General features: G+C 58.5%; 21 protein-coding genes, 1 tRNA gene and 1 pseudogene. 15 read left to right on the forward strand and 8 right to left on the reverse strand.

All coding sequences use genetic code 11. The features are described 5' to 3' along the window. Positions 1-13: 13 nt before the first annotated feature. Positions 14-916 (reverse strand): TIGR01777 family oxidoreductase, encoded by a 903-nt coding sequence (locus ACA059_RS26670; RefSeq protein ID WP_497631568.1) that lies wholly within the window; start codon positions 914-916, stop codon positions 14-16. Positions 917-1,112: 196 nt separating this feature from the next. Between ACA059_RS26670 and ACA059_RS26675 the strand changes: the two genes are divergently transcribed. The 7 genes and pseudogenes from ACA059_RS26675 to ACA059_RS26705 all read left to right on the forward strand — a co-directional run bounded on the left by ACA059_RS26675 (position 1,113) and on the right by ACA059_RS26705 (position 6,963). Then, positions 1,113-2,099 carry an NAD(P)/FAD-dependent oxidoreductase gene (locus ACA059_RS26675; protein WP_497631569.1) on the forward strand — a complete coding sequence of 329 codons (987 nt, stop codon included), beginning with the start codon at positions 1,113-1,115 and terminating at the stop codon, positions 2,097-2,099. Beyond that, positions 2,096-2,224 (forward strand): annotated as a pseudogene (locus tag ACA059_RS26680) (TIGR02450 family Trp-rich protein); the annotation flags it as partial. The gene ACA059_RS26675 and the pseudogene ACA059_RS26680, both read left to right, overlap by 4 nt. Before the next feature lie 143 nt (positions 2,225-2,367). Continuing rightward, positions 2,368-3,327, forward strand: coding sequence for a YbgA family protein (locus ACA059_RS26685; protein WP_497631570.1), 960 nt, complete (start codon positions 2,368-2,370; stop codon positions 3,325-3,327). A 10-nt stretch (positions 3,328-3,337) separates the two neighbouring features. After that, positions 3,338-4,279: a MerR family transcriptional regulator gene (locus ACA059_RS26690; protein ID WP_497631571.1), complete on the forward strand. Its 942-nt coding sequence runs from the start codon at positions 3,338-3,340 to the stop codon at positions 4,277-4,279. 34 nt (positions 4,280-4,313) lie between these two features. Then, complete coding sequence (gene phrB, locus ACA059_RS26695) at positions 4,314-5,759, forward strand: deoxyribodipyrimidine photo-lyase (protein WP_497634735.1); 1,446 nt, start codon at positions 4,314-4,316, stop codon at positions 5,757-5,759. A gap of 13 nt (positions 5,760-5,772) precedes the next feature. Beyond that, positions 5,773-6,552, forward strand: coding sequence for an SDR family NAD(P)-dependent oxidoreductase (locus ACA059_RS26700; protein ID WP_497631572.1), 780 nt, complete (start codon positions 5,773-5,775; stop codon positions 6,550-6,552). A gap of 105 nt (positions 6,553-6,657) precedes the next feature. Beyond that, the gene (locus ACA059_RS26705; protein WP_059406157.1) at positions 6,658-6,963 is read left to right on the forward strand and encodes a YkgJ family cysteine cluster protein; all 306 of its coding nucleotides are present in this window, start codon (positions 6,658-6,660) and stop codon (positions 6,961-6,963) included. A 170-nt stretch (positions 6,964-7,133) separates the two neighbouring features. On the opposite strand, the gene ACA059_RS26710 is transcribed toward ACA059_RS26705, so the two are convergent. The 6 genes from ACA059_RS26710 to hemA all read right to left on the reverse strand — a co-directional run bounded on the left by ACA059_RS26710 (position 7,134) and on the right by hemA (position 12,496). Beyond that, positions 7,134-7,652, reverse strand: coding sequence for an acyloxyacyl hydrolase (locus tag ACA059_RS26710; RefSeq protein WP_497631573.1), 519 nt, complete (start codon positions 7,650-7,652; stop codon positions 7,134-7,136). Positions 7,653-7,763: 111 nt separating this feature from the next. Then, a complete protein-coding gene (murI, locus tag ACA059_RS26715) occupies positions 7,764-8,555 on the reverse strand; it encodes a glutamate racemase (RefSeq protein WP_111451272.1) in 792 nt (263 codons plus the stop codon). Beyond that, the gene (locus ACA059_RS26720; protein ID WP_497631574.1) at positions 8,548-9,303 is read right to left on the reverse strand and encodes a molybdopterin-synthase adenylyltransferase MoeB; all 756 of its coding nucleotides are present in this window, start codon (positions 9,301-9,303) and stop codon (positions 8,548-8,550) included. The genes murI and ACA059_RS26720 overlap by 8 nt, the downstream gene beginning before the upstream one ends. Further along, the gene (gene prmC / locus ACA059_RS26725; RefSeq protein WP_497631575.1) at positions 9,297-10,127 is read right to left on the reverse strand and encodes a peptide chain release factor N(5)-glutamine methyltransferase; all 831 of its coding nucleotides are present in this window, start codon (positions 10,125-10,127) and stop codon (positions 9,297-9,299) included. Before prmC ends, ACA059_RS26720 begins: the two co-directional genes overlap by 7 nt. After that, a complete protein-coding gene (prfA, locus tag ACA059_RS26730; protein ID WP_282481459.1) occupies positions 10,128-11,210 on the reverse strand; it encodes a peptide chain release factor 1 in 1,083 nt (360 codons plus the stop codon). It lies immediately after the preceding gene. Continuing rightward, a complete protein-coding gene (gene hemA, locus ACA059_RS26735; protein ID WP_123365637.1) occupies positions 11,207-12,496 on the reverse strand; it encodes a glutamyl-tRNA reductase in 1,290 nt (429 codons plus the stop codon). The genes prfA and hemA overlap by 4 nt, the downstream gene beginning before the upstream one ends. A 282-nt stretch (positions 12,497-12,778) precedes the next feature. Here hemA and ACA059_RS26740 point away from each other — a divergent pair, with 282 nt between their 5' ends. From ACA059_RS26740 to ychF, 8 genes are all read left to right on the forward strand, one after another. Further along, positions 12,779-14,503 carry a tetratricopeptide repeat protein gene (locus ACA059_RS26740; RefSeq protein ID WP_497631576.1) on the forward strand — a complete coding sequence of 575 codons (1,725 nt, stop codon included), beginning with the start codon at positions 12,779-12,781 and terminating at the stop codon, positions 14,501-14,503. A gap of 4 nt (positions 14,504-14,507) precedes the next feature. Continuing rightward, positions 14,508-15,125, forward strand: a complete 618-nt coding sequence (gene lolB, locus ACA059_RS26745) for a lipoprotein insertase outer membrane protein LolB (protein ID WP_497631577.1) — start codon at positions 14,508-14,510, stop codon at positions 15,123-15,125. Positions 15,126-15,127: 2 nt separating this feature from the next. Next, the gene (gene ispE / locus ACA059_RS26750; protein WP_429533550.1) at positions 15,128-15,979 is read left to right on the forward strand and encodes a 4-(cytidine 5'-diphospho)-2-C-methyl-D-erythritol kinase; all 852 of its coding nucleotides are present in this window, start codon (positions 15,128-15,130) and stop codon (positions 15,977-15,979) included. A 37-nt stretch (positions 15,980-16,016) separates the two neighbouring features. Continuing rightward, positions 16,017-16,091, forward strand: a tRNA-Gln gene (locus tag ACA059_RS26755). Between the two features lie 46 nt (positions 16,092-16,137). Beyond that, positions 16,138-17,079: a ribose-phosphate pyrophosphokinase gene (locus ACA059_RS26760; protein WP_003208392.1), complete on the forward strand. Its 942-nt coding sequence runs from the start codon at positions 16,138-16,140 to the stop codon at positions 17,077-17,079. A 141-nt stretch (positions 17,080-17,220) separates the two neighbouring features. Next, the gene (locus tag ACA059_RS26765; RefSeq protein ID WP_056740789.1) at positions 17,221-17,826 is read left to right on the forward strand and encodes a 50S ribosomal protein L25/general stress protein Ctc; all 606 of its coding nucleotides are present in this window, start codon (positions 17,221-17,223) and stop codon (positions 17,824-17,826) included. A gap of 169 nt (positions 17,827-17,995) precedes the next feature. Beyond that, on the forward strand, positions 17,996-18,580 hold the full coding sequence (gene pth, locus ACA059_RS26770) for an aminoacyl-tRNA hydrolase (protein WP_008153430.1): 585 nt from the start codon (positions 17,996-17,998) through the stop codon (positions 18,578-18,580). Positions 18,581-18,602: 22 nt separating this feature from the next. Beyond that, positions 18,603-19,703 carry a redox-regulated ATPase YchF gene (gene ychF / locus ACA059_RS26775; protein WP_134419017.1) on the forward strand — a complete coding sequence of 367 codons (1,101 nt, stop codon included), beginning with the start codon at positions 18,603-18,605 and terminating at the stop codon, positions 19,701-19,703. A gap of 199 nt (positions 19,704-19,902) precedes the next feature. On the opposite strand, the gene ACA059_RS26780 is transcribed toward ychF, so the two are convergent. Continuing rightward, positions 19,903-21,120 carry an MFS transporter gene (locus ACA059_RS26780; RefSeq protein ID WP_497631578.1) on the reverse strand — a complete coding sequence of 406 codons (1,218 nt, stop codon included), beginning with the start codon at positions 21,118-21,120 and terminating at the stop codon, positions 19,903-19,905. Positions 21,121-21,200 lie beyond the last annotated feature (80 nt).

Genomic DNA, 21,200 nt, shown 5'->3' on the forward strand with positions numbered 1-21,200 from the left:
GCAACGTCCTATTTCAAAGGCGGCTGGAAAGGTCGTCCAGAGCCGCGCGCAAATCAGTGAACTGGAAAGTGAAACCCGCTTCCAGCAAGCGAGCCGGTACGGCCTTCTGGCCGCCCAGCAACAGCAATGATAATTCGCCCAGACACACCTTTAACGCCAGGGCCGGCATGGGCATGAACGTCGGGCGGTGCAGCACGCTGCCCAACGTCTTGGCAAACTCGCGGTTGCGCACCGGCTTGGGCGCGCAGGCATTATAAGGACCACTGGTGTCTTCCTGACGCAGAAGAAAATCAATCAGGGCGATTTGATCGTTGATATGGATCCACGGCATCCACTGCCGGCCACTGCCGATAGGCCCGCCCAGCCCCACTTTGAACGGCAGCAACAGCCGCGACAAAAAGCCGCCCTCGGCTGACAACACCAGGCCGGTGCGGATGAGGATCACGCGGATGCCCAACGCCTCGGCACGCTGGGCGGTTTCTTCCCAGGCGATGCACAACTGGCTGGCGAAATCATCGATGACGGGCGGAGATTTTTCAGTCAACTCCCGCTCGCCCCCGTCGCCGTACCAACCAATGGCGGAGCCCGAGATTAATACCTGAGGTTTCTGCTCGCGGCTTTCAAGCCAGGCCAGCATCGTTTCGGTCAGCGTGATCCGGCTGCTCCAGAGCAGCGCTTTGCGTTTGGAAGTCCATGGCCGGTCGGCAATCGGTGCGCCCGCCAGATTGATAATGGCATCAACCGTTTCTTGCCCAAAGTCTTCGAACAATGCGATTCCACGCACCTGTTCACCGCAAATTTTCGCAACTTTTTCAGGCGTGCGACTCAAGACAGTTAAACGATGACCCTGACTCAACCAGTGTCGGCAGAGCTGACGTCCTATCAAACCAGTACCGCCGGTCAGCAATATGTGCATGACTTCTTCCTCGCGTGGCGTTTTACCTTGATCACTAGTCTATTTTTATAAGCAGGGATCTTTGGTATCGGGCAGGCTCTGTGTTTAACAATAGGCCAAGCTGTCAGAACAAGAACGCTAAAAGTTATACCAAAAAACAATATTGTACAGGTTTCATCCACGGCGTAGTCTGTACAGAAAGGTAAACGAGGCCCCTATGACTGTACCTATCGCAATCATCGGCACCGGCATCGCCGGGCTCTCCGCCGCCCAGGCCCTGACAGAGGTCGGGCATGTCGTTCAACTTTTCGATAAAAGCCGCGGCAGTGGCGGACGCATGTCGAGCAAGCGCAGCGATGCGGGTGCTCTGGACTTGGGCGCGCAATATTTCACTGCCCGCGACCGTCGCTTCGTCACTGAAGTCCAGCGCTGGCAAGGCAATGGCTGGGTCGCTGAATGGATGCCGCAGCTCTACACCTACCATGGCGGCCAACTCAGCCTGTCGCCGGACGAACAGACGCGCTGGGTCGGCACGCCGCGCATGAGCGCCATCACCCGCGGCCTGCTCGGCGACCTGGAAGTGCATTTCGCCTGCCGCATTACCGAGGTCTATCGCGGCGAGGAGCACTGGCATCTGCAGGACGCCGAAGGCTTCACCCACGGCCCATTCAGTCATGTGATTATCGCCACGCCGGCGCCTCAGGCGACTGCACTGCTGGCCTCCGCGCCGAAACTCGCCGGTGCCGCCGCCGGGGTCAAAATGGACCCGACCTGGGCTGTCGCGCTGGCGTTCGAGACACCGCTGGATACGCCCATGGAAGGCTGCTTCGTCCAGGACAGCCCACTCGACTGGCTGGCTCGCAACCGAAGCAAACCCGGGCGCGATAACACCCTCGATACGTGGGTGCTGCATGCGACCAGTGCCTGGAGTCGGCAACATATCGACCTGTCCAAGGAAGCGGTGATCGAGCAACTGCACGGTGCGTTTGCCGAGCTGCTGCACGACGCCATGCCCGCCCCGACCTTCAGCATCGCCCACCGCTGGCTCTATGCGCGACCCGCCAGCAGCCACGAATGGGGAGCCCTAGCCGATGCCGATCTGGGCCTCTACGTGTGTGGCGACTGGTGCTTATCCGGTCGTGTCGAAGGCGCCTGGCTCAGCGGCCAGGAAGCCGCTCGCCGCTTGCATGCGCATCTGCAGTGAACCGCATCGATCCGAGTCAATTGCTGCTGTCGAAATGGACAGCAGCCCACCCGTAAAACCGCGAAAAACATTTTCTGGTCATCGAACTGTTCCGCGACGAAGAAGGCACGGTGCCAGATGTTGCGTAGCAGGCGGTGGTGACTCAGCGTTGGTGTTGATGATCGCAAAAACCTATACAAACAATTTGACTTGTACACCTTTGAATCTATGATGAAGTTATGTTGTACAGACCGAACAGTCTGTACAGGTTTAGATTCGAGGTGCTCCGATGCCCCACGTCACCGTGAAACCGAAGATCGCCATCAGCGCCTGCCTGATGGGCGCAGAAGTGCGTTACAACGGCGGGCACAAGGAGTCGCGGCTGTGCAGTCGCACCCTCACTGACTATTTCGATTTCGTCCCGGTTTGCCCCGAAGTCGCCATCGGTCTCGGCATTCCCCGCGAACCGATCCGCCTGGTGGGCGATCCACAACATCCAGAAGCCATCGGTACCGTTAACCCAACACTCAATGTCACCCGGCCGCTGGCCGAATACGGTCAGAAAATGGCCGCGGAACTGGGCGATCTCTGCGGCTATATCTTCATGCAGAAATCCCCGTCGTGCGGCCTGGATCGGGTCAAGGTCTACCACACCAACGGTGCGCCGGTGGACGGTGGTGGCCGTGGCATCTACGCCCAGGCATTCTGCGAGCGGCATCCGGATTTACCGGTGGAAGAAGACGGCCGACTCAACGACCCGGTGCTGCGAGAAAACTTCCTCACCCGCGTGTTCGCCTACAGTGCCTGGCAGCAGTTGCTATGCGACGGCCTGACTCGCCGTGGCCTCACGGACTTTCACTCGCGCTACAAATACCTGCTGATGGCCCACAACCCGGTGCACTACAAAACCCTGGGTAACCTGCTGGGCAACATGGGCCAGACCGACCCGAATGAACTCGGCCCACGTTATTTCAGCGAGCTGATGGCGGCCTTGAAAAAATGCGCGACACGCCGCACCCACACCAACGTCCTGCAACACATCAGTGGCTATCTCAAACAGGCCATCAGCCCTGAAGACAAACAGGAAGTGCAACACGTCATTGGCCAGTACCGCCATGGCATCGTACCGCTGGTGGTGCCGTTGACGCTGCTCAAACACTACTTCCGTCAACACCCGGATCCATACATTGCGCAACAGGTTTACCTGCAACCGCATCCGGAAAATCTCAGCCTGCGAAACGCGATCTAATGACAATCCAATGAAAAGCCCACTCGACACCAGCGCCAGCGAAGACCTCGGCGCCGACTTCAAGAAAGCCCTCGACGAAGGCTGGCTGCCGATCCGTGAGGTCGCACGGCAGACCGGTGTCAACGCCGTCACCCTGCGGGCCTGGGAACGGCGTTATGGCCTGATCGTGCCGCAACGCACACCCAAGGGGCATCGGCTGTTCTCTGCCGAACACGTTCAACGCATCCTGACGATTCTCACCTGGCTCAACCGCGGCGTGGCCGTCAGCCAGGTCAAGCAACTGCTCGACACCCCGCAGGCCTTTACCCAATCCGTCGAAAACGATTGGCAGGTGCTGCGCCATGCGCTGCTGCAAGCGGTCACTCAACTGAACGAACGCACCCTCGATGACACCGTCAATCAGGCCATGGCGCTGTATCCACCACGGACCTTGTGCGCACAACTGCTGATGCCGTTGCTGGCTGAACTGGAGCAACGCTGGCAAGGCCAGTTCGGTGCGCAGATGGAGCGGGTGTTTTTTTACTCCTGGTTACGCAGCAAATTTGGCGCACGCATCTACCATAACAACCGTCAGTTACACACCGCGCCACTGTTGTTGATCAATCAATCGGACCTGCCACTGGAACCTCACCTGTGGCTGACCGCCTGGTTGATCAGCAGCGCCGATTGCCCGGTGGAAGTGTTCGACTGGCCACTCCCCGCCGGCGAACTCGCGCTGGCGGTCGATCATCTGCAAGCCCGCGGCGTACTGCTGTATTCCAGCAAAGCCATAAATCTTTCGCTGTTGCCGAAACTATTGAATGGCGTCAGTTGCCCAAAAATGATTGCCGGGCCAACGGTGTGCATCCACCACACCGAGTTGTCCGCACGAACGTTCAAGATTACTGATTTGTTCCTGGCTGAAGATCCGTTAGCGGCGCATCAGGGCCTGGTTCAGCGTGGGCTCATTTAATGGCGAATTTTTAATGAATCATGCGGACACCACCCTGCAATTGATCTGGTTGCGCAGCGACTTGCGCTTACATGACAACACCGCCCTCTCGGCCGCCGCTGCCCGCGGCCCGACTGTCGCGGTGTATTTGTTGAGCCCGGAACAATGGCTGGAGCACGATGACGCGTCGTGCAAAGTGGATTTCTGGCTGCGCAACCTGAGCGAGTTACGCAGCGCGTTGGATGAGCTGAACATTCCCTTGTTGATCCGCAAGGCATTTCGCTGGGAGGACGCACCCAAGGTGCTGCTCGATCTTTGCCAACAGTTGAAGATTGACGCGGTGCACGTCAACGAGGAGTACGGCATTCATGAAAGCCGTCGTGACGCAGCCGTGGCCGAAACACTGAAAGCCAATGCCATCGACTTTTACAGCTACCTTGATCAACTGCTGTTAAAACCCGGTACCGTACTGACCAAGACGGGCACTTACTTTCAGGTGTTCAGCCAGTTCCGCAAGGTGTGTTACGACCGCCTGCGCGGGTCGTTACCGAAGCGGGTCTCAGCACCCGCCGTACAGGCGCCGCTGGCGATCGGCAGCGACAAGATCCCATCAACCGTTGAAGGCTTCGCAACGCCCAGCGAAAACTTGCGCAGTCTTTGGCCTGCCGGTGAAGCCGAAGCCCAGCGCCGCCTCATCACCTTCGCCGATGCCCAGATCGACGACTACAAAAACGAACGCGATTTCCCGGCCAAACCGGGCACCAGTCAGCTGTCGGCCTATCTCGCCGCCGGGGTGATTTCCCCCCGTCAGTGTCTGCACGCCGCGCTGCAAAGCAATCAGGGCGAGTTCGAAAGTGGCAAGGTCGGCGCCGTCACATGGATCAACGAATTGCTGTGGCGCGAATTCTACAAACACATTCTGGTGGGCTACCCACGAGTCTCACGTCATCGCGCCTTCCGCCCGGAAACCGAAGCCCTCGCCTGGCGCGATGCCCCAGATGAACTCCAGGCCTGGCAAGAGGCCCGTACCGGTCTGCCGATTATCGACGCGGCCATGCGCCAATTGCTTGAAACCGGCTGGATGCACAACCGTCTGCGCATGGTGGTGGCGATGTTCCTGACCAAGAACCTGCTGATCGACTGGCGTGAAGGCGAGCGTTTTTTCATGCGTCATCTGATCGATGGGGACCTGGCGGCGAACAACGGTGGCTGGCAGTGGAGTTCGTCCACTGGCACCGATTCGGCGCCCTACTTCCGGATTTTCAATCCGTTGAGCCAGTCGGAGAAATTCGACAGCGAAGGTCTGTTTATCAAGCACTGGCTGCCGGAACTGGCCGGGCTGAACAAGAAAGAAGTCCACAACCCGGCGAACGTCGGCGGGTTGTTCGGCGCGGTGGATTATCCGTCACCGATCGTCAATCTGAGTACTTCCCGCCTGCGAGCCCTGGCCGCATTCAAAAACCTGCCATCACGACAAAATGACGGGCGATTGCCTGGTTGAAAAGGAGAATGGGATGAGTTTTACACCTCCACGGCGATACTGGCTGACGGGTGCCAGCAACGGCATTGGTGCCTCGCTGGCCGAAGAAATACTGAAAACCGGTGCTCATCTCGCGGTGAGCGCTCGCTCGGTGGCGCCACTCAAAGTCTTGTCCCAGCGTTATCCGGGGCAGGTGCTGGTGGTGGCCGGTGACCTGACCAACAGCCAGACCGTGCGAGAAATCGGCGAGCAGATTGCCGGGGAGTGGGGAGCTCTGGACACGGTGATTCTCAACGCCGGTACTTGCGAATACGTCGACGTTCAGCAGTTCGATTCGTCGATCGTCGAGCACGTGGTGCGCACCAACCTGCTTGCCAGCAGCTATTGCATCGAAGCCGCCCTGCCACTATTACGCACCGGCATTGCGCCGCATCTGGTGGGCGTCGCCAGCTCGGTCACCTACCTGCCGCTGCCGCGGGCCGAGGCCCATGGCACCTCAAAGCCCGGGCTGCGATACCTGTTTGAATCGTTGCGCATTGATCTTGCACCGGAAGGCATCGAAGTCACCGTGGTCAGCCCGGGGTTTGTCGAGACGCTGCTGCCAGCGGAAAACGTCCCCATGCCACTGAGCTGGCCGGTGGACAAGTCCGCACGCTACATCTTCGCCGAACTCAAGAATCGTCCGCTGGAATTAGCCTTTCCGGCGTTGTTCATGGCCGACCTCTGGCCACTGTCGAAAGTACCCAACCGGGGGAAACTCGCGATTGGCAAACGCATGGTACGCAGCAATCCGCCGATCAAGGACCCGCCGTGACATCACCATTGCCAGTAGTGGCATCTCGGGGATGGTCGCACCCATCGACCAAGCGTCCGTCAGGCCTTTTACACAGCACCGGCCCACTGCCTTACACTGGGCGCCATGAAAACCATTCCCCACACGCAAATCGCCGAGCCTGCGATCACATGCTCGACCTGCGCAGCTTGCTGCTGTCAGCTCGAAGTCATGCTGATCACGGACACGGGTGTGCCCGAACGTTTTATCGATACCGATGACTGGGGTGGGGAAGTCATGCTGCGTCTGGATGACGGCTGGTGCGCCGCGCTGGATCGCAACACGATGATGTGCACCATCTATGAAAAACGCCCGTTGATCTGCCGGGAGTTCGAGATGGGCGCACCGGAATGCATCGACGAACGCCAAGGGATTACCACGGCGTATCGGTGAGTCTGAATGGGGATCTAATGTGGGAGCGAGCCATGTGGCGAGGGGATTTATCCCCGTTGGGCTGCGGAGCAGCCCCGGCATTTCAAAGTTAAACAGCGTTTACGACTGCTTCGCAGTCGAACGGGGATAAATCCCCTCGCCACACAGTCTCGCTCCCACATTAAAAGCGCTTACAACGGCATCGTGTAATGCAGCGCGTAACTTTCTACACCATCGTTCGGGCTGCTGATTCCGGCATTGGAATAATGCGTCGCTCGAATCCCGACTTCATGTCCGCCTGCAAAGCGCAGCCCAAAGCCGAACCGGTCTTCGAACTGAAAGGCATTGCCGAGATTGTTGTTTTCGACTTCGGTATTGGCGAACACCGCGACGCCAACGCCCAACTCCAGGTAGGGTTTAACGGTCTGCCCGGCAAACTCGTAAACCAGCACCGGCGCGAACGACAGGCTGTGGTTGCTGGAGGTCTTGTCGCCGTCCCAATAGGTGTAGGCACCGCTCCAGTAACCGGTCAAACGACCGATATCACTCTGCAACCAGCTCTTGTCCCAATCGAATTGCATGCCCAGTCGATAGGTCATGGTTGACTCGCTAGTCTGGCCGACCGCGAACTCCACGCCTGCCGCCTGTGCAGTAAAACTGTGCCCCATCAGTGCGGCCGCAATCGCGGCCAAGCAGAATAGTCGCTTCATTAGAAACATCCTTTTCCGAACGATTTCGTATGGTTTTTTTGTTGCTTGACGCTATAGAAGTCGACGCTTAATCAGAAGTTCACCCCAATGACTCGCTGCCCCAAGTTTTGTTTACTCCTTGAAGCTTCGCACAACGCCAGCGGTATTCCACAGTATCGGCAAGATATTTCTGAAATGCTCCGGATCGGCACTCGTCCAGAACTGCGCAGCACGTACGGGCCCCTCGGCGAGCAATTCCCGCTCGGCCAACAGACGCTGAAGTTGCCGCGCTACAGCGGCGCCGGTGTCGATCAAGCTGATGTCATCGGGGATCATCTGCTTAAGCAACGGCTTTAGGAAGGGGTAATGCGTGCAGCCAAGAATTATCGTGTCGCACCCGGCGCCGAGCAGTGGTTCGACATACCTGGCCAGCAACTGGCGCAATGCCTCGCTGTGCAGATCGCCGTTTTCAATCAGCTCCACCAGGCCGGGGCACGGCTGAGTGATGACTCGCACATCGGTGGCGAATCGGTCTAGCAAAGCGGCGAACTTGGCACTCTGCAACGTGCCGGTGGTGGCGAGCACACCGACCACACCGCTACGGGTGGCGGCAGCGGCCGGTTTGACCGCCGGCTCCATGCCGACGATGGGCCACTCGGGATAATCGCGCCGCAAATCTGCAACGCCAGCGACAGTCGCTGTGTTACAGGCCAGCACCAAGGCCTTGGCGCCCTGCTGCTGAAAAAAACCGGCCATCACGCTGCAACGATGACGGATGAATTCCGGGGTTTTCTCGCCGTAGGGAATATTCCCGCAATCGGCGACGTACAACAGTGACTCGTTGGGCAGCAAACGCTGGATCTCGGCCAGCACCGAAAGCCCACCGACACCGGAGTCGAACACGCCAATCGGCGCTTCACGCATGCTTCGAACCACAGACGCTGCAGCCCGGATCACGCTTGACCCGCAATTCGCGAAAGCGCGAGCCCAAGGCATCGATCAACAACAGACGCCCCACCAGCGGCTCGCCGAACCCCACCAGCAATTTCATGGCTTCCAGCGCCTGAAGGCTGCCAACCAGGCCAACCAAAGGCCCCACGACGCCGGCTTCGCTGCAGGTCAGTTCGGCTTCGCTGCCGTGACCATATAAACAGTGGTAGCACGGGCTTTCCGGACGGCGCGGGTCAAACACTGACAACTGACCTTCGAGCCGAATCGCTGCGCCGCTTACCAGAGGTTTGCCGGCGGCGACACACGCAGCGTTGACCGCTTCGCGGGTAGAGAAATTGTCGGAGCAGTCCAGCACCAGATCCACCGCAGTCACGGCGGCGGCCAGGGAATCTTCGTCCAGCGCGGTGCGATGGGCGATCAACTGAATCTCGGGATTGATTGCAGTCAGTCGGCGGATCGCCGAGTCGACCTTGCTCAGGCCGACGCTGTCAGTGTCGTGGACGATCTGGCGTTGCAGGTTGGTCAAGTCGACGGTGTCGAAATCCGCCAAATGCAACTCGCCGACGCCGGCGGCGGCCAGATACAGCGCAACCGGCGAGCCGAGACCGCCGAGACCGACGATCAACACGCGGCTTTCTTTCAGTCGCAACTGGCCGTCGATGTCGACGTGTTGCAACAGAATCTGCCGACTGTAGCGCAACAATTCCTGATCATTCAGCACGGCAAGCGCCCCAGGCTGATACGTTCGTGACCGCCCAGATCGGTGCGGCTGTGGACTTCTTCAAAGCCGCGGGTCAGCAGCAAATCGCGTACTGCAGTGGCTTGATCGTAACCGTGTTCGAGCATCAACCAGCCGCCCGCTTCAAGGTAATCCGGCGCCTGGGCGACGATCAGACGCAGATCGTCGAGCCCGTCGACGCCGGCCACCAAGGCACTGGCTGGCTCGAAACGCACATCACCTTCTACCAGATGCGGGTCGGCGGAGGCGATGTAAGGCGGGTTGCTGATGATCAGCTGAAAACGCTGACCTTCCAGCGCACTGAACCAATGACTGCTCAGCACGGTGGCGTTATTCAGGTGAAGTCGCTGGCGATTGCGCTCGGCCAGGGCCACGGCTTCGAGCACGCGATCCACGGCGGTAACCTTCCAGGCCGGACGCTCGCTGGCCAGGGCCAGGGCAATGGCGCCGCTGCCGGTGCCGAGGTCGAGGACCTTGGCAGATGTGGCTGGCAGGAGCTCAAGCGCCGCTTCCACCAACAGCTCGGTGTCCGGGCGCGGGATCAGCGTGTGCGGTGCAACTTCCAGATCAAGTTTCCAGAAACCTTGCTGACCGAGGATGTAAGCCACTGGCTCACCGCCACGGCGGCGCTGCAAATACTCGGCAAATTTAAGCGCCGCTTCGCTCGGAACGATGCGCTCGGGCCAGGTGTGCAGAAAACTGCGGGACTTGCCCAACGCCGCGGCCAGCAACAATTCGGCATCCAGGCGTGCGGTGGGCGAATCTGGTAGGTCGGCGGCGCGTAACACACTGGCAATGATCGTCATTTACTCACCTATCGCTGCCAATTGGTCGGCCTGGTATTCGGCCAGCAACGGCTCGATCACCGCATCGACGCCACCCGCGAGGATTTCGTCGAGGGAATACAGCGTCAGGTTGACCCGGTGGTCGGTGACCCGCCCCTGGGCAAAGTTATACGTGCGGATCCGCTCCGAACGATCGCCCGAACCGACCAGCAATTTACGCTCGCTTGCGATAGCGTTCGCGGCGGCGCTGGTCTGCTGATCGTTGAGCTTGGCCGACAGCCAGGACATCGCCCGGGCGCGGTTCTTGTGCTGGGAACGTTCTTCCTGGCACTCGACGACGATACCGGACGGCAAGTGCGTGATGCGGATCGCCGAGTCCGTTTTGTTAACGTGCTGACCACCGGCACCGGAGGATTTGTAGGTATCGATGCGCAAATCCGACGGGTTGATCTCGATCGCTTCCTGCTCGTCCGGCTCGGGCAATACAGCTACGGTGCAGGCCGAGGTGTGGATGCGGCCCTGGGATTCAGTAGCCGGAACCCGTTGTACGCGGTGGGCACCGGATTCGAATTTCAGCTTGCCGTAGACGCTGTCGCCTTCGACGCGGGCGATGACTTCTTTAAAGCCGCCGTGTTCACCGATGTTCTCCGAGAGGATTTCCACCCGCCAGCCGCGACGCTCGGCGTAACGCGAATACATGCGGAACAGGTCGCCGGAGAAAATCGCCGCCTCGTCACCGCCGGTGCCGGCGCGGATTTCGAGGAACACGTTACGCCCATCGTTCGGATCCTTGGGCAGCAACATGCGTTGCAGACTGGCTTCGATTTCGATCAGTTGCTCTTTGGCTTCGCGAACTTCTTCCACGGCCATTTCGCGCATGTCCGGGTCGCTGTCCTTGAGCAGCGCCTGGGCACCCTCGAGATCGCTTTGTACCTTGAGCAACTGTTTATAGGTTTCGACAATCGGTTCGACTTCCGCGTATTCCTTGGAATAGGTGCGGAATTTGTTCTGATCGGAAATGACTTCGCCGTCGCCAAGCAAGGCGGTCAATTCCTCGAAACGGTCCTGGAGGATGTCCAGCTTATTGAGCAGTGACGCTTTCATTGCGGTTTTTTATCCGAAAAGCTATCCGATGAGCCCTCATTCAGGGCAAAGAGTTCCTGGGCCATGGCCAGCGCATCGAGGCGGCCTTCGGCAGAGAGCTTTTTCAACTGCACGCTCGGTGCGTGCAAGAGTTTGTTGGTCAGGCCCCGCGCCAGTTGCACCAGCACGTCTTCGGCGCTGCTGCCGTTGGCCAGCATGCGCTGGGCCTTCTGCAATTCTTCGTCGCGCATGCGCTCGCTTTGTTGGCGATAGGCCTTGAGCACATCCACCGCCGCCAGTTCACGCAGGCGGACCATGAAATCTTCGGCACCCACCGAGACCATCTCCTCGGCCGCCTGGGCTGCGCCCTGGCGACTCTTGAGGTTCTCGGCGACCACTTCGTGGAGATCGTCGACGCTATAAAGGTAAACGTCGTCCAGTTCGCCGACTTCCGGCTCGATATCCCGGGGGACGGCGATGTCTACCATGAAGATCGGCTTGTGCTTGCGCAGTTTCAAGGCGCTTTCCACCGCGCCCTTGCCCAGGATCGGCAACTGGCTGGCGGTGGAGCTGATAACGATGTCGCTGCGCACCAGTTCCGCCGGGATGTCCGAGAGCAACACCGCGTGGGCGCCGAACTGCTCGGCCAGAATGCTCGCGCGTTCCAGGGTGCGGTTGGCGACGACGATGCGCTTTACACCCAACTCGTGCAGATGGCGGGCGACCAGAGTGATGGTCTCGCCGGCGCCGATCAGCAAGGCCTGGCTGCGTTGCAGGTCGCTGAAAATCTGTTTCGCCAGACTGACCGCAGCAAACGCCACGGACACCGGATTCTCGCCGATGGCGGTGTCGGTGCGCACCTGTTTGGCCGCATTGAACGTGGCCTGGAACAGCCGCCCGAGCAACGGACCGATGGTGCCGGCCTCGCGGGCCACGGCGTAGGCCGATTTCATCTGACCGAGAATCTGCGGTTCGCCCAACACCAGCGAATCGAGCCCGGAGGCCACCCGCATCATGTGACGAACTGCCGCATCATCTTCGTGCACATAAGCACTCGCACGCAGCTCTTCGAGGCTCAAATGGTGATAATCGGCCAGCCAGCGCAGGATGACATCAGCCGAAAGGTGATCCTGTTCTATATAGAGTTCACTGCGATTGCAGGTGGAGAGGATCGCAGCTTCGCGGCTGTCGGTGAGTCGGCAGAGCTGCTGCAAGGCCTCCACCAGCTGCTCAGGGGTAAAGGCCACGCGCTCGCGGACGTCTACTGAAGCAGTCTTGTGGTTAATACCGAGTGCAAGGAAGGCCATTCAAAGTCGCTGATGGTGACGTGAAGCCGGCAATTGTCCTACTTCGACAGAGCCAGAACAACTATTCGATATCTATCGCCCCTGTAGGAGCTGCCGAAGGCTGCGATCTTTTCAGGTTTCAAAGGTACCGCACAGGCAAGATCAAAAGATCGCAGCCTGCGGCAGCTCCTACGATTGTCCCAATGACCTGCCTCTATAAAGGCGCCAATTGAGACTCGGTTATGTTTGGCTGAAGGCTTGTGTCATGATGATCCGACCGCAGGTTAGTCGTCCTCTTCCTATATGAATAGATCTTCCGCGTTGCTCCTCGCTTTTGTCTTCCTCAGCGGCTGCCAGGCCTTGGCACCCGTTTCGTCGGACGGTACGCCGCCGATCGAAGACAGCACTCCGGCCCCTGAAAAGCCCAAGGTTTACAGCTCATTCAGTGAAGAAACCGTCTTCAGTCTGTTGAGCGCCGAACTGGCTGGCCAGCGCAATCGTTTCGACATTGCCCTGGACAACTACGTGACCCAGGCGATCAATACTCAGGATCCGGGCATCTCCGAGCGGGCATTCCGTATCGCCGAATACCTGGGCGCCGATCAGGCGGCCCTGGACACCGCGTTGATCTGGGCGAAAAACGCCCCGGACGACCTTGAGGCGCAACGAGCAGCTGCCGTGCAACTGGCTCGTGCCGGGCGTTATGACGACTCCATGGTGTATATGGAGAAAGTCCTGCAAGGCAAGGGCGACACGCATTTCGACTTCCTCGCCCTGTCTGCGGCCGATACCGACCAAGACACGCGCAACGGCTTGATGAAAAGTTTTGACCGTTTATTACAGCGCCATCCGAACAACAGTCAGCTGATTTTCGGCAAAGCCTTGCTGCTGCAACAGGACGGTGACGCCAAGGGTGCGCTGGGCCTGCTGGAAGACAATCCGCCGGACGACGGCGAAATAGCACCGATTCTGCTGCGCGCACGCCTGCTGCAGACCCTCAGTCGTGGCGATGAAGCGTTGCCGCTGCTGCAAAAAAGCATCAAGAAATACCCGGACGACAAACGCCTGCGCCTGACCTACGCGCGCATGCTGGTTGAACAGGACCGCATGGCCGACGCCAAAGCCGAGTTCTCGAGCCTGGTTCAGCAGTACCCCGAAGACGACGAACTGCGTTATTCCCTGGCGTTGGTCTGCCTGGAAGCCAAGGCCTGGGATGAGGCCAAGGGCTATCTGGAAGACCTGATTGCCCGGGAAAGCCACGTCGATTCGGCTCACTTGAACCTCGGTCGTATCGCTGAAGAGCGCAACGACCCTCAAGGCGCGCTGATCGAGTACGCCCAGGTCGGCCCGGGCAACGATTACCTGCCGGCGCAATTGCGTCAGGCCGATATCCTGATGAGTAACGGCAAGACCGCCGAAGCCCAAAGCCGTCTGGCTGCGGAGCGCGATGAGCAGCCCGATTACGCGATTCAGTTGTATTTGATCGAAGCCGAAACCTTGTCCGCCAATAAACAGCCCGACAAGGCCTGGAATGTATTGAAGCAAGCCTTGCAGCAATACCCGGACGATTTGAACCTGCTGTACACCCGCGCCATGCAAGCGGAAAAACGCAATGACCTGGCGCAGATGGAAAAAGACTTGCGCCTGATCATCAAGCGCGACCCGGACAACGCGATGGCGTTGAACGCCCTCGGTTACACCCTGTCCGACCGTACGACGCGCTACGCCGAAGCCAAGGCCTTGATCGAACAGGCGCACCAGATCAATCCGGAAGACCCGGCGGTACTCGATAGCCTCGGCTGGGTGAACTTCCGCATGGGCAATCTCGACGAAGCCGAACGCCTGCTGCGTCAGGCGCTGGAGCGTTTCCCCGATCAGGAAGTCGCCGCGCACCTGGGCGAAGTCCTGTGGGCCAACGGCAAGCAACGGGAAGCCAAGCAAATCTGGGGCAAGTTCCTCAAGGAGCAGCCCGACAGCCCCATCCTGCGCGGCACCATCAAGCGCGTGACCGGATCAGAGACTCTTTAAGATTATGTTTTTGCGCCACATTATTGTTTTCAGCTTCATCGCCCTGCTCGCCGGTTGCGCGGGCTTCGGTGCCCGCGAATCGGTCCAGGGTCAAGGCAACCCGGCCCAGTGGCGCGAGTACAAACAGCAACTGACCAGTCTCGACGGCTGGCAGATCAACGGCAAGATCGGCATCCGCGCCCCGAAAGACTCGGGCAGCGGAACGTTGTTCTGGCTGCAGCGACAGGATTACTACGACATTCGCCTCTCCGGCCCCCTGGGTCGCGGCGCAGCACGCCTGACCGGCCGCCCCGGCAAGGTCTCGCTGGAAGTCGCCAACCAGGGCCGCTATGAAGCGCCGACGCCTGAAGTGTTGGTCGAAGAACAACTTGGCTGGAAGTTACCGGTGTCGAATCTGGCCTGGTGGGTTCGCGGGCTCCCGGCTCCGGACAGCAAAAGCCGTCTGACGCTGGATGCCGACAGCCGCCTGGCCAATCTTGAGCAGGATGGCTGGCAAGTCGAATACCTCAGCTATGCCGAGCAAAATGGCATTTGGCTGCCCGAGCGGATCAAACTGCACGGCACCGACCTTGACGTCACGCTGGTGATCAAGGAATGGCAACCACGCAAACTGGGGCAGTGAACATGACCGCTCCGCGCTTGACGCTGCCCTCCCCGGCCAAACTCAATCTGATGCTGCACATCCTCGGTCGCCGTGAAGACGGTTATCACGAGCTGCAGACTATTTTTCAGTTTCTCGATTACGGCGATGAAATCACGTTCGCCGTTCGTGATGACGGTGTGATTCGACTGCACACCGAATTCGAAGGCGTTCCTCACGACAGCAATCTGATTGTTCGAGCTGCAAAAAAACTTCAGGAGCAATCCGGTTGTTCGCTCGGTATCGACATCTGGATCGAAAAAATTCTGCCCATGGGCGGTGGAATCGGTGGCGGCAGTTCAAATGCCGCGACGACTCTGCTCGGCCTCAATCATCTCTGGCAACTGGGTTGGGATGAGGATCGACTGGCCGTGCTGGGCCTGACGCTTGGCGCCGACGTCCCGGTTTTCGTGCGTGGACACGCGGCTTTTGCCGAAGGCGTGGGAGAGAAACTGACCCCTGTAGACCCCGAAGAACCGTGGTATCTCGTGCTTGTGCCGCAAGTCTCTGTAAGTACAGCAGAAATTTTTTCAGATCCGTTGTTGACACGTAACTCTTCTCCCATTAAAGTGCGCCCCGTTCCCAAGGGAAACAGTCGAAATGACTGCTTACCGGTGGTAGCAAGGCGTTACCCAGATGTACGTAACGCATTGAATTTGTTAGGTAAATTTACCGAAGCAAAACTCACCGGAACTGGAAGTTGTGTGTTTGGGGGCTTCCCAAGCAAAGCTGAAGCTGATAAAGTCTCGGCCCTTCTTACAGAGACCCTTACAGGGTTTGTAGCAAAGGGAAGCAACGTTTCGATGTTGCATCGCAAGCTGCAAAGTCTGCTCTAAAAGGAACCGAGTACTGGGTACTCGTTGCAACAGATACAGGGGCGTCGCCAAGCGGTAAGGCAGCAGGTTTTGATCCTGCCATGCGTTGGTTCGAATCCAGCCGCCCCTGCCATTTTCTAATACTCATCCAGGTTACCCTCAGCCTCTAGGTACTGCGCGTGTCCAAGATGATGGTCTTTACGGGGAACGCTAACCCCGATCTGGCTCGGCGTGTTGTACGTCAGCTGCATATCCCTCTCGGTGACATCTCTGTCGGTAAGTTCTCCGACGGCGAAATTACTGCCGAGATCAATGAAAACGTCCGCGGTAAAGATGTCTTCATTATTCAGCCGACTTGCGCTCCGACCAACGATAACCTGATGGAACTGGTAGTGATGGCTGATGCCTTCCGCCGCTCCTCGGCTACTCGTATCACTGCTGTTATTCCTTACTTTGGTTATGCCCGTCAGGATCGCCGTCCGCGTTCCGCACGTGTGGCTATCAGCGCGAAAGTCGTTGCTGACATGCTTACCGTAGTCGGCATCGACCGTGTTCTCACGGTTGATTTGCATGCTGACCAAATCCAGGGTTTCTTCGATATTCCGGTAGATAACATCTACGGCTCCCCTGTATTGGTGGATGACATTGAAGATCAGCGCTTCGAAAACCTGATGATCGTGTCCCCGGACATTGGCGGCGTCGTGCGTGCACGTGCTGTTGCCAAATCCCTGGGCGTGGATCTCGGGATCATCGACAAACGCCGTGAGAAAGCCAATCACTCTGAAGTGATGCATATCATCGGTGATGTCGAAGGGCGTACCTGTATTCTGGTCGATGACATGGTCGATACCGCCGGCACTCTGTGCCACGCGGCCAAGGCCCTGAAAGAGCATGGCGCTGCCAAGGTTTTCGCCTACTGCACACACCCTGTGCTGTCCGGTCGGGCGATCGAAAACATCGAAAATTCAATGCTGGACGAACTGGTGGTGACTAACACCATCCCGTTGTCCGCTGCTGCTCAAGCCTGCTCGCGTATCCGTCAACTGGATATCGCGCCGGTAGTTGCCGAAGCGGTCCGCCGCATCAGCAACGAAGAATCGATCAGCGCGATGTTCCGTTAAGGGCCCTGCCCTTCTCGACTATCTCGTTGACGAAAAGCGCCCCGCCCCGGCATTCCTGTCGGGGCGGGGCTTTTTTGCCCATATCGCCTTTAGCGCTGGTCGCAAACGCTGGGGCGAATGTGGTTATTTTGGAGATACAACATGAACGAATTTACTCTGAATGCTGAAGTGCGTTCCGACCTGGGGAAAGGTGCGAGCCGCCGCCTGCGTCGTCTCGCAAGCCTGGTACCTGCTGTAGTTTACGGTGGCGAAAAAGCCCCTGAATCCATCAGCATGCTGGCTAAAGAAGTTGCCAAACTGCTCGAAAACGAAGCGGCTTACAGCCACATCATCGAGCTGAACGTTGGCGGCACCAAGCAAAACGTAATCATCAAAGCTCTGCAGCGTCACCCGGCCAAAGGCCACGTACTGCACGCTGACTTCGTACGCGTTGTAGCTGGCCAGAAACTGACCGCTATCGTGCCTGTACACTTTGTTGGTGAAGAAGCGCCGATCAAGAAAGGCGGCGAAGTTTCGCACGTTGTTGCTGAAATCGAAGTTTCGTGCCTGCCGAAAGACCTGCCTGAATTCATCGAAGTCGACCTGGCTAACGCCGAAATCGGTTCGATCATTCACCTGTCTGACCTCAAAGCCCCTAAAGGCGTTGAGTTTGTTGCCCTGGCACACGGCGATGACAAGGCTGTTGCCAATGTCCACGCTCCACGTGTTGCTCCAGAAGCTACTACTGAAGAAGGCGCAGCAGAGTAATTTCACTCTGTTCGCCGGAGTGACCGGAAACATCGCGGACTAGAGCGTAGCGAGAAAGCGGGCGAGAACGCGGAGTTTACATAATGGTAAATGAGCACTTGTCGTCCACTTTCGCCGCACACACCTGTCGCGGCGATGTTATCCACCACTCCAAGGAAGGGCCCCTATCGTGACTGCCATCAAACTGATCGTTGGCCTGGGAAATCCAGGCGCTGAATACGAACAGACCCGGCATAACGCAGGGGCCCTTTTTGTTGAGCGCATCGCGAACGCACAAGGCGTAAACCTTGTGGCGGATCGCAAATATTTCGGCCTGACCGGGCGCTATTCGCATCAGGGTCAGGATGTTCGTCTGCTGATTCCCACCACCTACATGAACCGCAGCGGCCAGGCCGTCGCGGCACTTGCCGGCTTCTTCCGCATTACGCCTGAAGAAATCCTGGTGGCGCATGACGAACTCGACCTGCCACCGGGCGTTGCCAAGCTCAAACAGGGCGGCGGCCATGGCGGTCACAACGGGTTGCGCGACATCATCGCGCAACTGGGCAATCAGAATACCTTTCACCGCTTGCGGCTTGGCATTGGCCACCCGGGCGTTGCCAGTATGGTTTCAAATTTCGTCCTGGGTCGTGCGCCACGCGCCGAACAGGAAAAACTCGATGCCAGCATCGACTTTGCCCTCGGCGTGCTGCCGGATATCCTCGCCGGTGAATGGAACCGCGCGATGAAAAACCTGCACAGCCAGAAGGCCTGACTCTTATCCGAGGGGAAACACCATGGGATTCAATTGCGGCATCGTCGGCCTGCCTAACGTCGGCAAGTCCACCCTGTTCAACGCCCTGACCAAATCCGGGATCGCGGCCGAGAACTTCCCCTTCTGCACCATCGAACCGAACACCGGTATCGTGCCGATGCCGGATTCGCGTCTGGAGGCCCTGGCGGCCATCGTCAATCCAAAGCGCATCTTGCCGACCACCATGGAATTCGTCGACATCGCAGGCCTGGTAGCCGGCGCCTCGAAAGGTGAAGGCCTGGGCAACAAGTTCCTGGCCAACATCCGTGAAACCGATGCCATCGCGCACGTAGTCCGCTGCTTCGAAGACGAGAACGTGATTCACGTCTCCAACAGCGTCGACCCGAAACGCGACATCGAAATCATCGACCTGGAACTGATCTTTGCCGACCTCGACAGCTGCGAGAAGCAACTGCAGAAAGTCGCCCGCAACGCCAAGGGTGGCGACAAGGACGCCGTGGTCCAGAAAGGCCTGCTGGAGCAATTGATCGCTCACTTCACCCTCGGCAAGCCTGCGCGCACCCTGATGAAGACGATGGGTGCCGACGACAAAGCGGTGATTCGTGGTTTCCACCTGCTGACCACCAAGCCGGTCATGTACATCGCCAACGTCGCTGAAGACGGTTTCGAGAACAACCCGCTGCTGGACATCGTCAAAGCCATCGCCGAAGAAGAAGGCGCCATGGTGGTTCCGGTCTGCAACAAGATCGAAGCCGAAATCGCCGAGCTGGATGACGGCGAAGAGAAAGACATGTTCCTCGAAGCCCTGGGCCTCGAAGAACCTGGCCTGAACCGCGTAATCCGCGCCGGCTACGAAATGCTGCACCTGCAGACTTACTTCACCGCCGGTGTCGAAGAAGTTCGCGCCTGGACCGTCCGCGTGGGTGCCACCGCACCACAAGCCGCTGGTGTGATCCACACCGACTTCGAAAAAGGCTTCATCCGCGCCGAAGTCATCGCCTATGACGACTTCATCCAGTACAAGGGCGAAGCCGGCACCAAAGAAGCCGGTAAATGGCGCCTGGAAGGCAAGGACTACATCGTTAAAGACGGCGACGTGATGCACTTCCGCTTCAACGTGTAACTTTATTCAGAACGAAGCACCCGCCAAGAAAAAGCCGCGTTTAGACGCGGCTTTTTTGTGCCTGAAATAATCATCCGCCACACCCCGAACACCTGTGGGAGCGAGCTTGCTCGCGATAGCGGTCTAACATTCAACGATGATGTTGACTGACACTCCGTCATCGCGAGCAAGCTCGCTCCCACAAGGGAAATGTGTTGATTCAGGCCTTTTTGGTTCTTGGCAGGAAGATCGCCAGCACACCGAACAACGGCAGGAACGAGCACAGGAAGTACACATACTCGATGCCGTGTATGTCCGCCAAATGCCCAAGCAACGCCGCACCAATCCCGCCAAAGCCGAACATCAAGCCGAAGAACACCCCAGCAATCATCCCGACATTGCCCGGCACCAGTTCTTGCGCATACACCACGATCGCCGAGAAAGCTGACGCCAGGATGAAGCCGATCACGACGCTGAGGATGCTGGTCCAGAACAGGTCCACATGAGGCAGGATCAGGGTGAACGGCGCTACGCCGAGGATCGAGAACCAAATCACCGCCTTACGCCCGATCTTGTCGCCGATCGGCCCACCGAAGAAGGTCCCCGCCGCTACCGCGCCGAGAAACAGGAACAGGTGCAACTGTGAACTGGCCACCGACAGATCGAATTTCTCGATCAGGTAAAAGGTGAAGTAACTGGTGAAGCTGGCCATGTAGAAATATTTGGAGAACACCAGCAGGCCGAGCACCACCAGAGCACTGATCACGCGGTTTTTCGACAAGCCATGCGTCGCCGCCTGGCCTTGCTTGAGTTTAAACAGGCTCAAGTGATTGGCGTACCAGCGGCTTATCCGATAGAGCACGAACAGCGCAAACACGGCGAACAAGCCGAACCAGGCCACATGGCCCTGACCGAAAGGAATGATGATCGCTGCGGCGAGCAACGGACCGAAGGCTGAGCCCGCATTGCCTCCGACCTGAAAGGTCGATTGCGCCAGGCCAAATCGCCCGCCCGAGGCCAGTCGCGCCACGCGAGAAGCTTCCGGGTGAAAGGTCGAGGAGCCGATACCGATCAATCCTGCCGCCAGCAAAATCATCGGAAAACTGCCGACCACCGACATCATCAAAATGCCGATCAATGTGCAAACCGTCCCGGCGGGTAGCAGCCAGGGTTTGGGGTGCCGATCGGTGTAGTAACCGACCCACGGCTGCAACAGCGAAGCCGTCAGCTGGAACGTCAAAGTGATCAAGCCAACCTGGGTGAAGGTCAGGCCATAGTTGGCCTTGAGCATCGGATAGATCGACGGCAGCACCGACTGGATCAAGTCGTTGATCAAATGCGCCAGCGCCACGGCGCCGATGATGCGCATGACCAAAGGGCTGCTTTGTGAAGTCGCGGATGCCGGCTGCGCGCCGGTCTGGACATTGCTGATAGCCATTAGAGTTTCCGTACAACAGATGGGTGCACACAGGCAGGTGCGTCAATGTGCCATTTTTCAGTGCATCAGCGCCATCCCCT

The sequence above is a fragment of the Pseudomonas sp. LBUM1647 genome, from assembly GCF_059716175.1.

Coding starts and splice junctions, on each gene's coding strand:
- ACA059_RS26670 (WP_497631568.1), bottom strand. CDS start 916: ATGCACATATTGCTGACCGGCGGTACTGGTTTGATAGGACGTCAGCTC.
- ACA059_RS26675 (WP_497631569.1), top strand. CDS start 1,113: ATGACTGTACCTATCGCAATCATCGGCACCGGCATCGCCGGGCTCTCC.
- ACA059_RS26685 (WP_497631570.1), top strand. CDS start 2,368: ATGCCCCACGTCACCGTGAAACCGAAGATCGCCATCAGCGCCTGCCTG.
- ACA059_RS26690 (WP_497631571.1), top strand. CDS start 3,338: ATGAAAAGCCCACTCGACACCAGCGCCAGCGAAGACCTCGGCGCCGAC.
- ACA059_RS26700 (WP_497631572.1), top strand. CDS start 5,773: ATGAGTTTTACACCTCCACGGCGATACTGGCTGACGGGTGCCAGCAAC.
- ACA059_RS26705 (WP_059406157.1), top strand. CDS start 6,658: ATGAAAACCATTCCCCACACGCAAATCGCCGAGCCTGCGATCACATGC.
- ACA059_RS26710 (WP_497631573.1), bottom strand. CDS start 7,652: ATGAAGCGACTATTCTGCTTGGCCGCGATTGCGGCCGCACTGATGGGG.
- murI (WP_111451272.1), bottom strand. CDS start 8,555: ATGCGTGAAGCGCCGATTGGCGTGTTCGACTCCGGTGTCGGTGGGCTT.
- prmC (WP_497631575.1), bottom strand. CDS start 10,127: ATGACGATCATTGCCAGTGTGTTACGCGCCGCCGACCTACCAGATTCG.
- prfA (WP_282481459.1), bottom strand. CDS start 11,210: ATGAAAGCGTCACTGCTCAATAAGCTGGACATCCTCCAGGACCGTTTC.
- hemA (WP_123365637.1), bottom strand. CDS start 12,496: ATGGCCTTCCTTGCACTCGGTATTAACCACAAGACTGCTTCAGTAGAC.
- ACA059_RS26740 (WP_497631576.1), top strand. CDS start 12,779: ATGAATAGATCTTCCGCGTTGCTCCTCGCTTTTGTCTTCCTCAGCGGC.
- lolB (WP_497631577.1), top strand. CDS start 14,508: ATGTTTTTGCGCCACATTATTGTTTTCAGCTTCATCGCCCTGCTCGCC.
- ispE (WP_429533550.1), top strand. CDS start 15,128: ATGACCGCTCCGCGCTTGACGCTGCCCTCCCCGGCCAAACTCAATCTG.
- ACA059_RS26765 (WP_056740789.1), top strand. CDS start 17,221: ATGAACGAATTTACTCTGAATGCTGAAGTGCGTTCCGACCTGGGGAAA.
- ychF (WP_134419017.1), top strand. CDS start 18,603: ATGGGATTCAATTGCGGCATCGTCGGCCTGCCTAACGTCGGCAAGTCC.
- ACA059_RS26780 (WP_497631578.1), bottom strand. CDS start 21,120: ATGGCTATCAGCAATGTCCAGACCGGCGCGCAGCCGGCATCCGCGACT.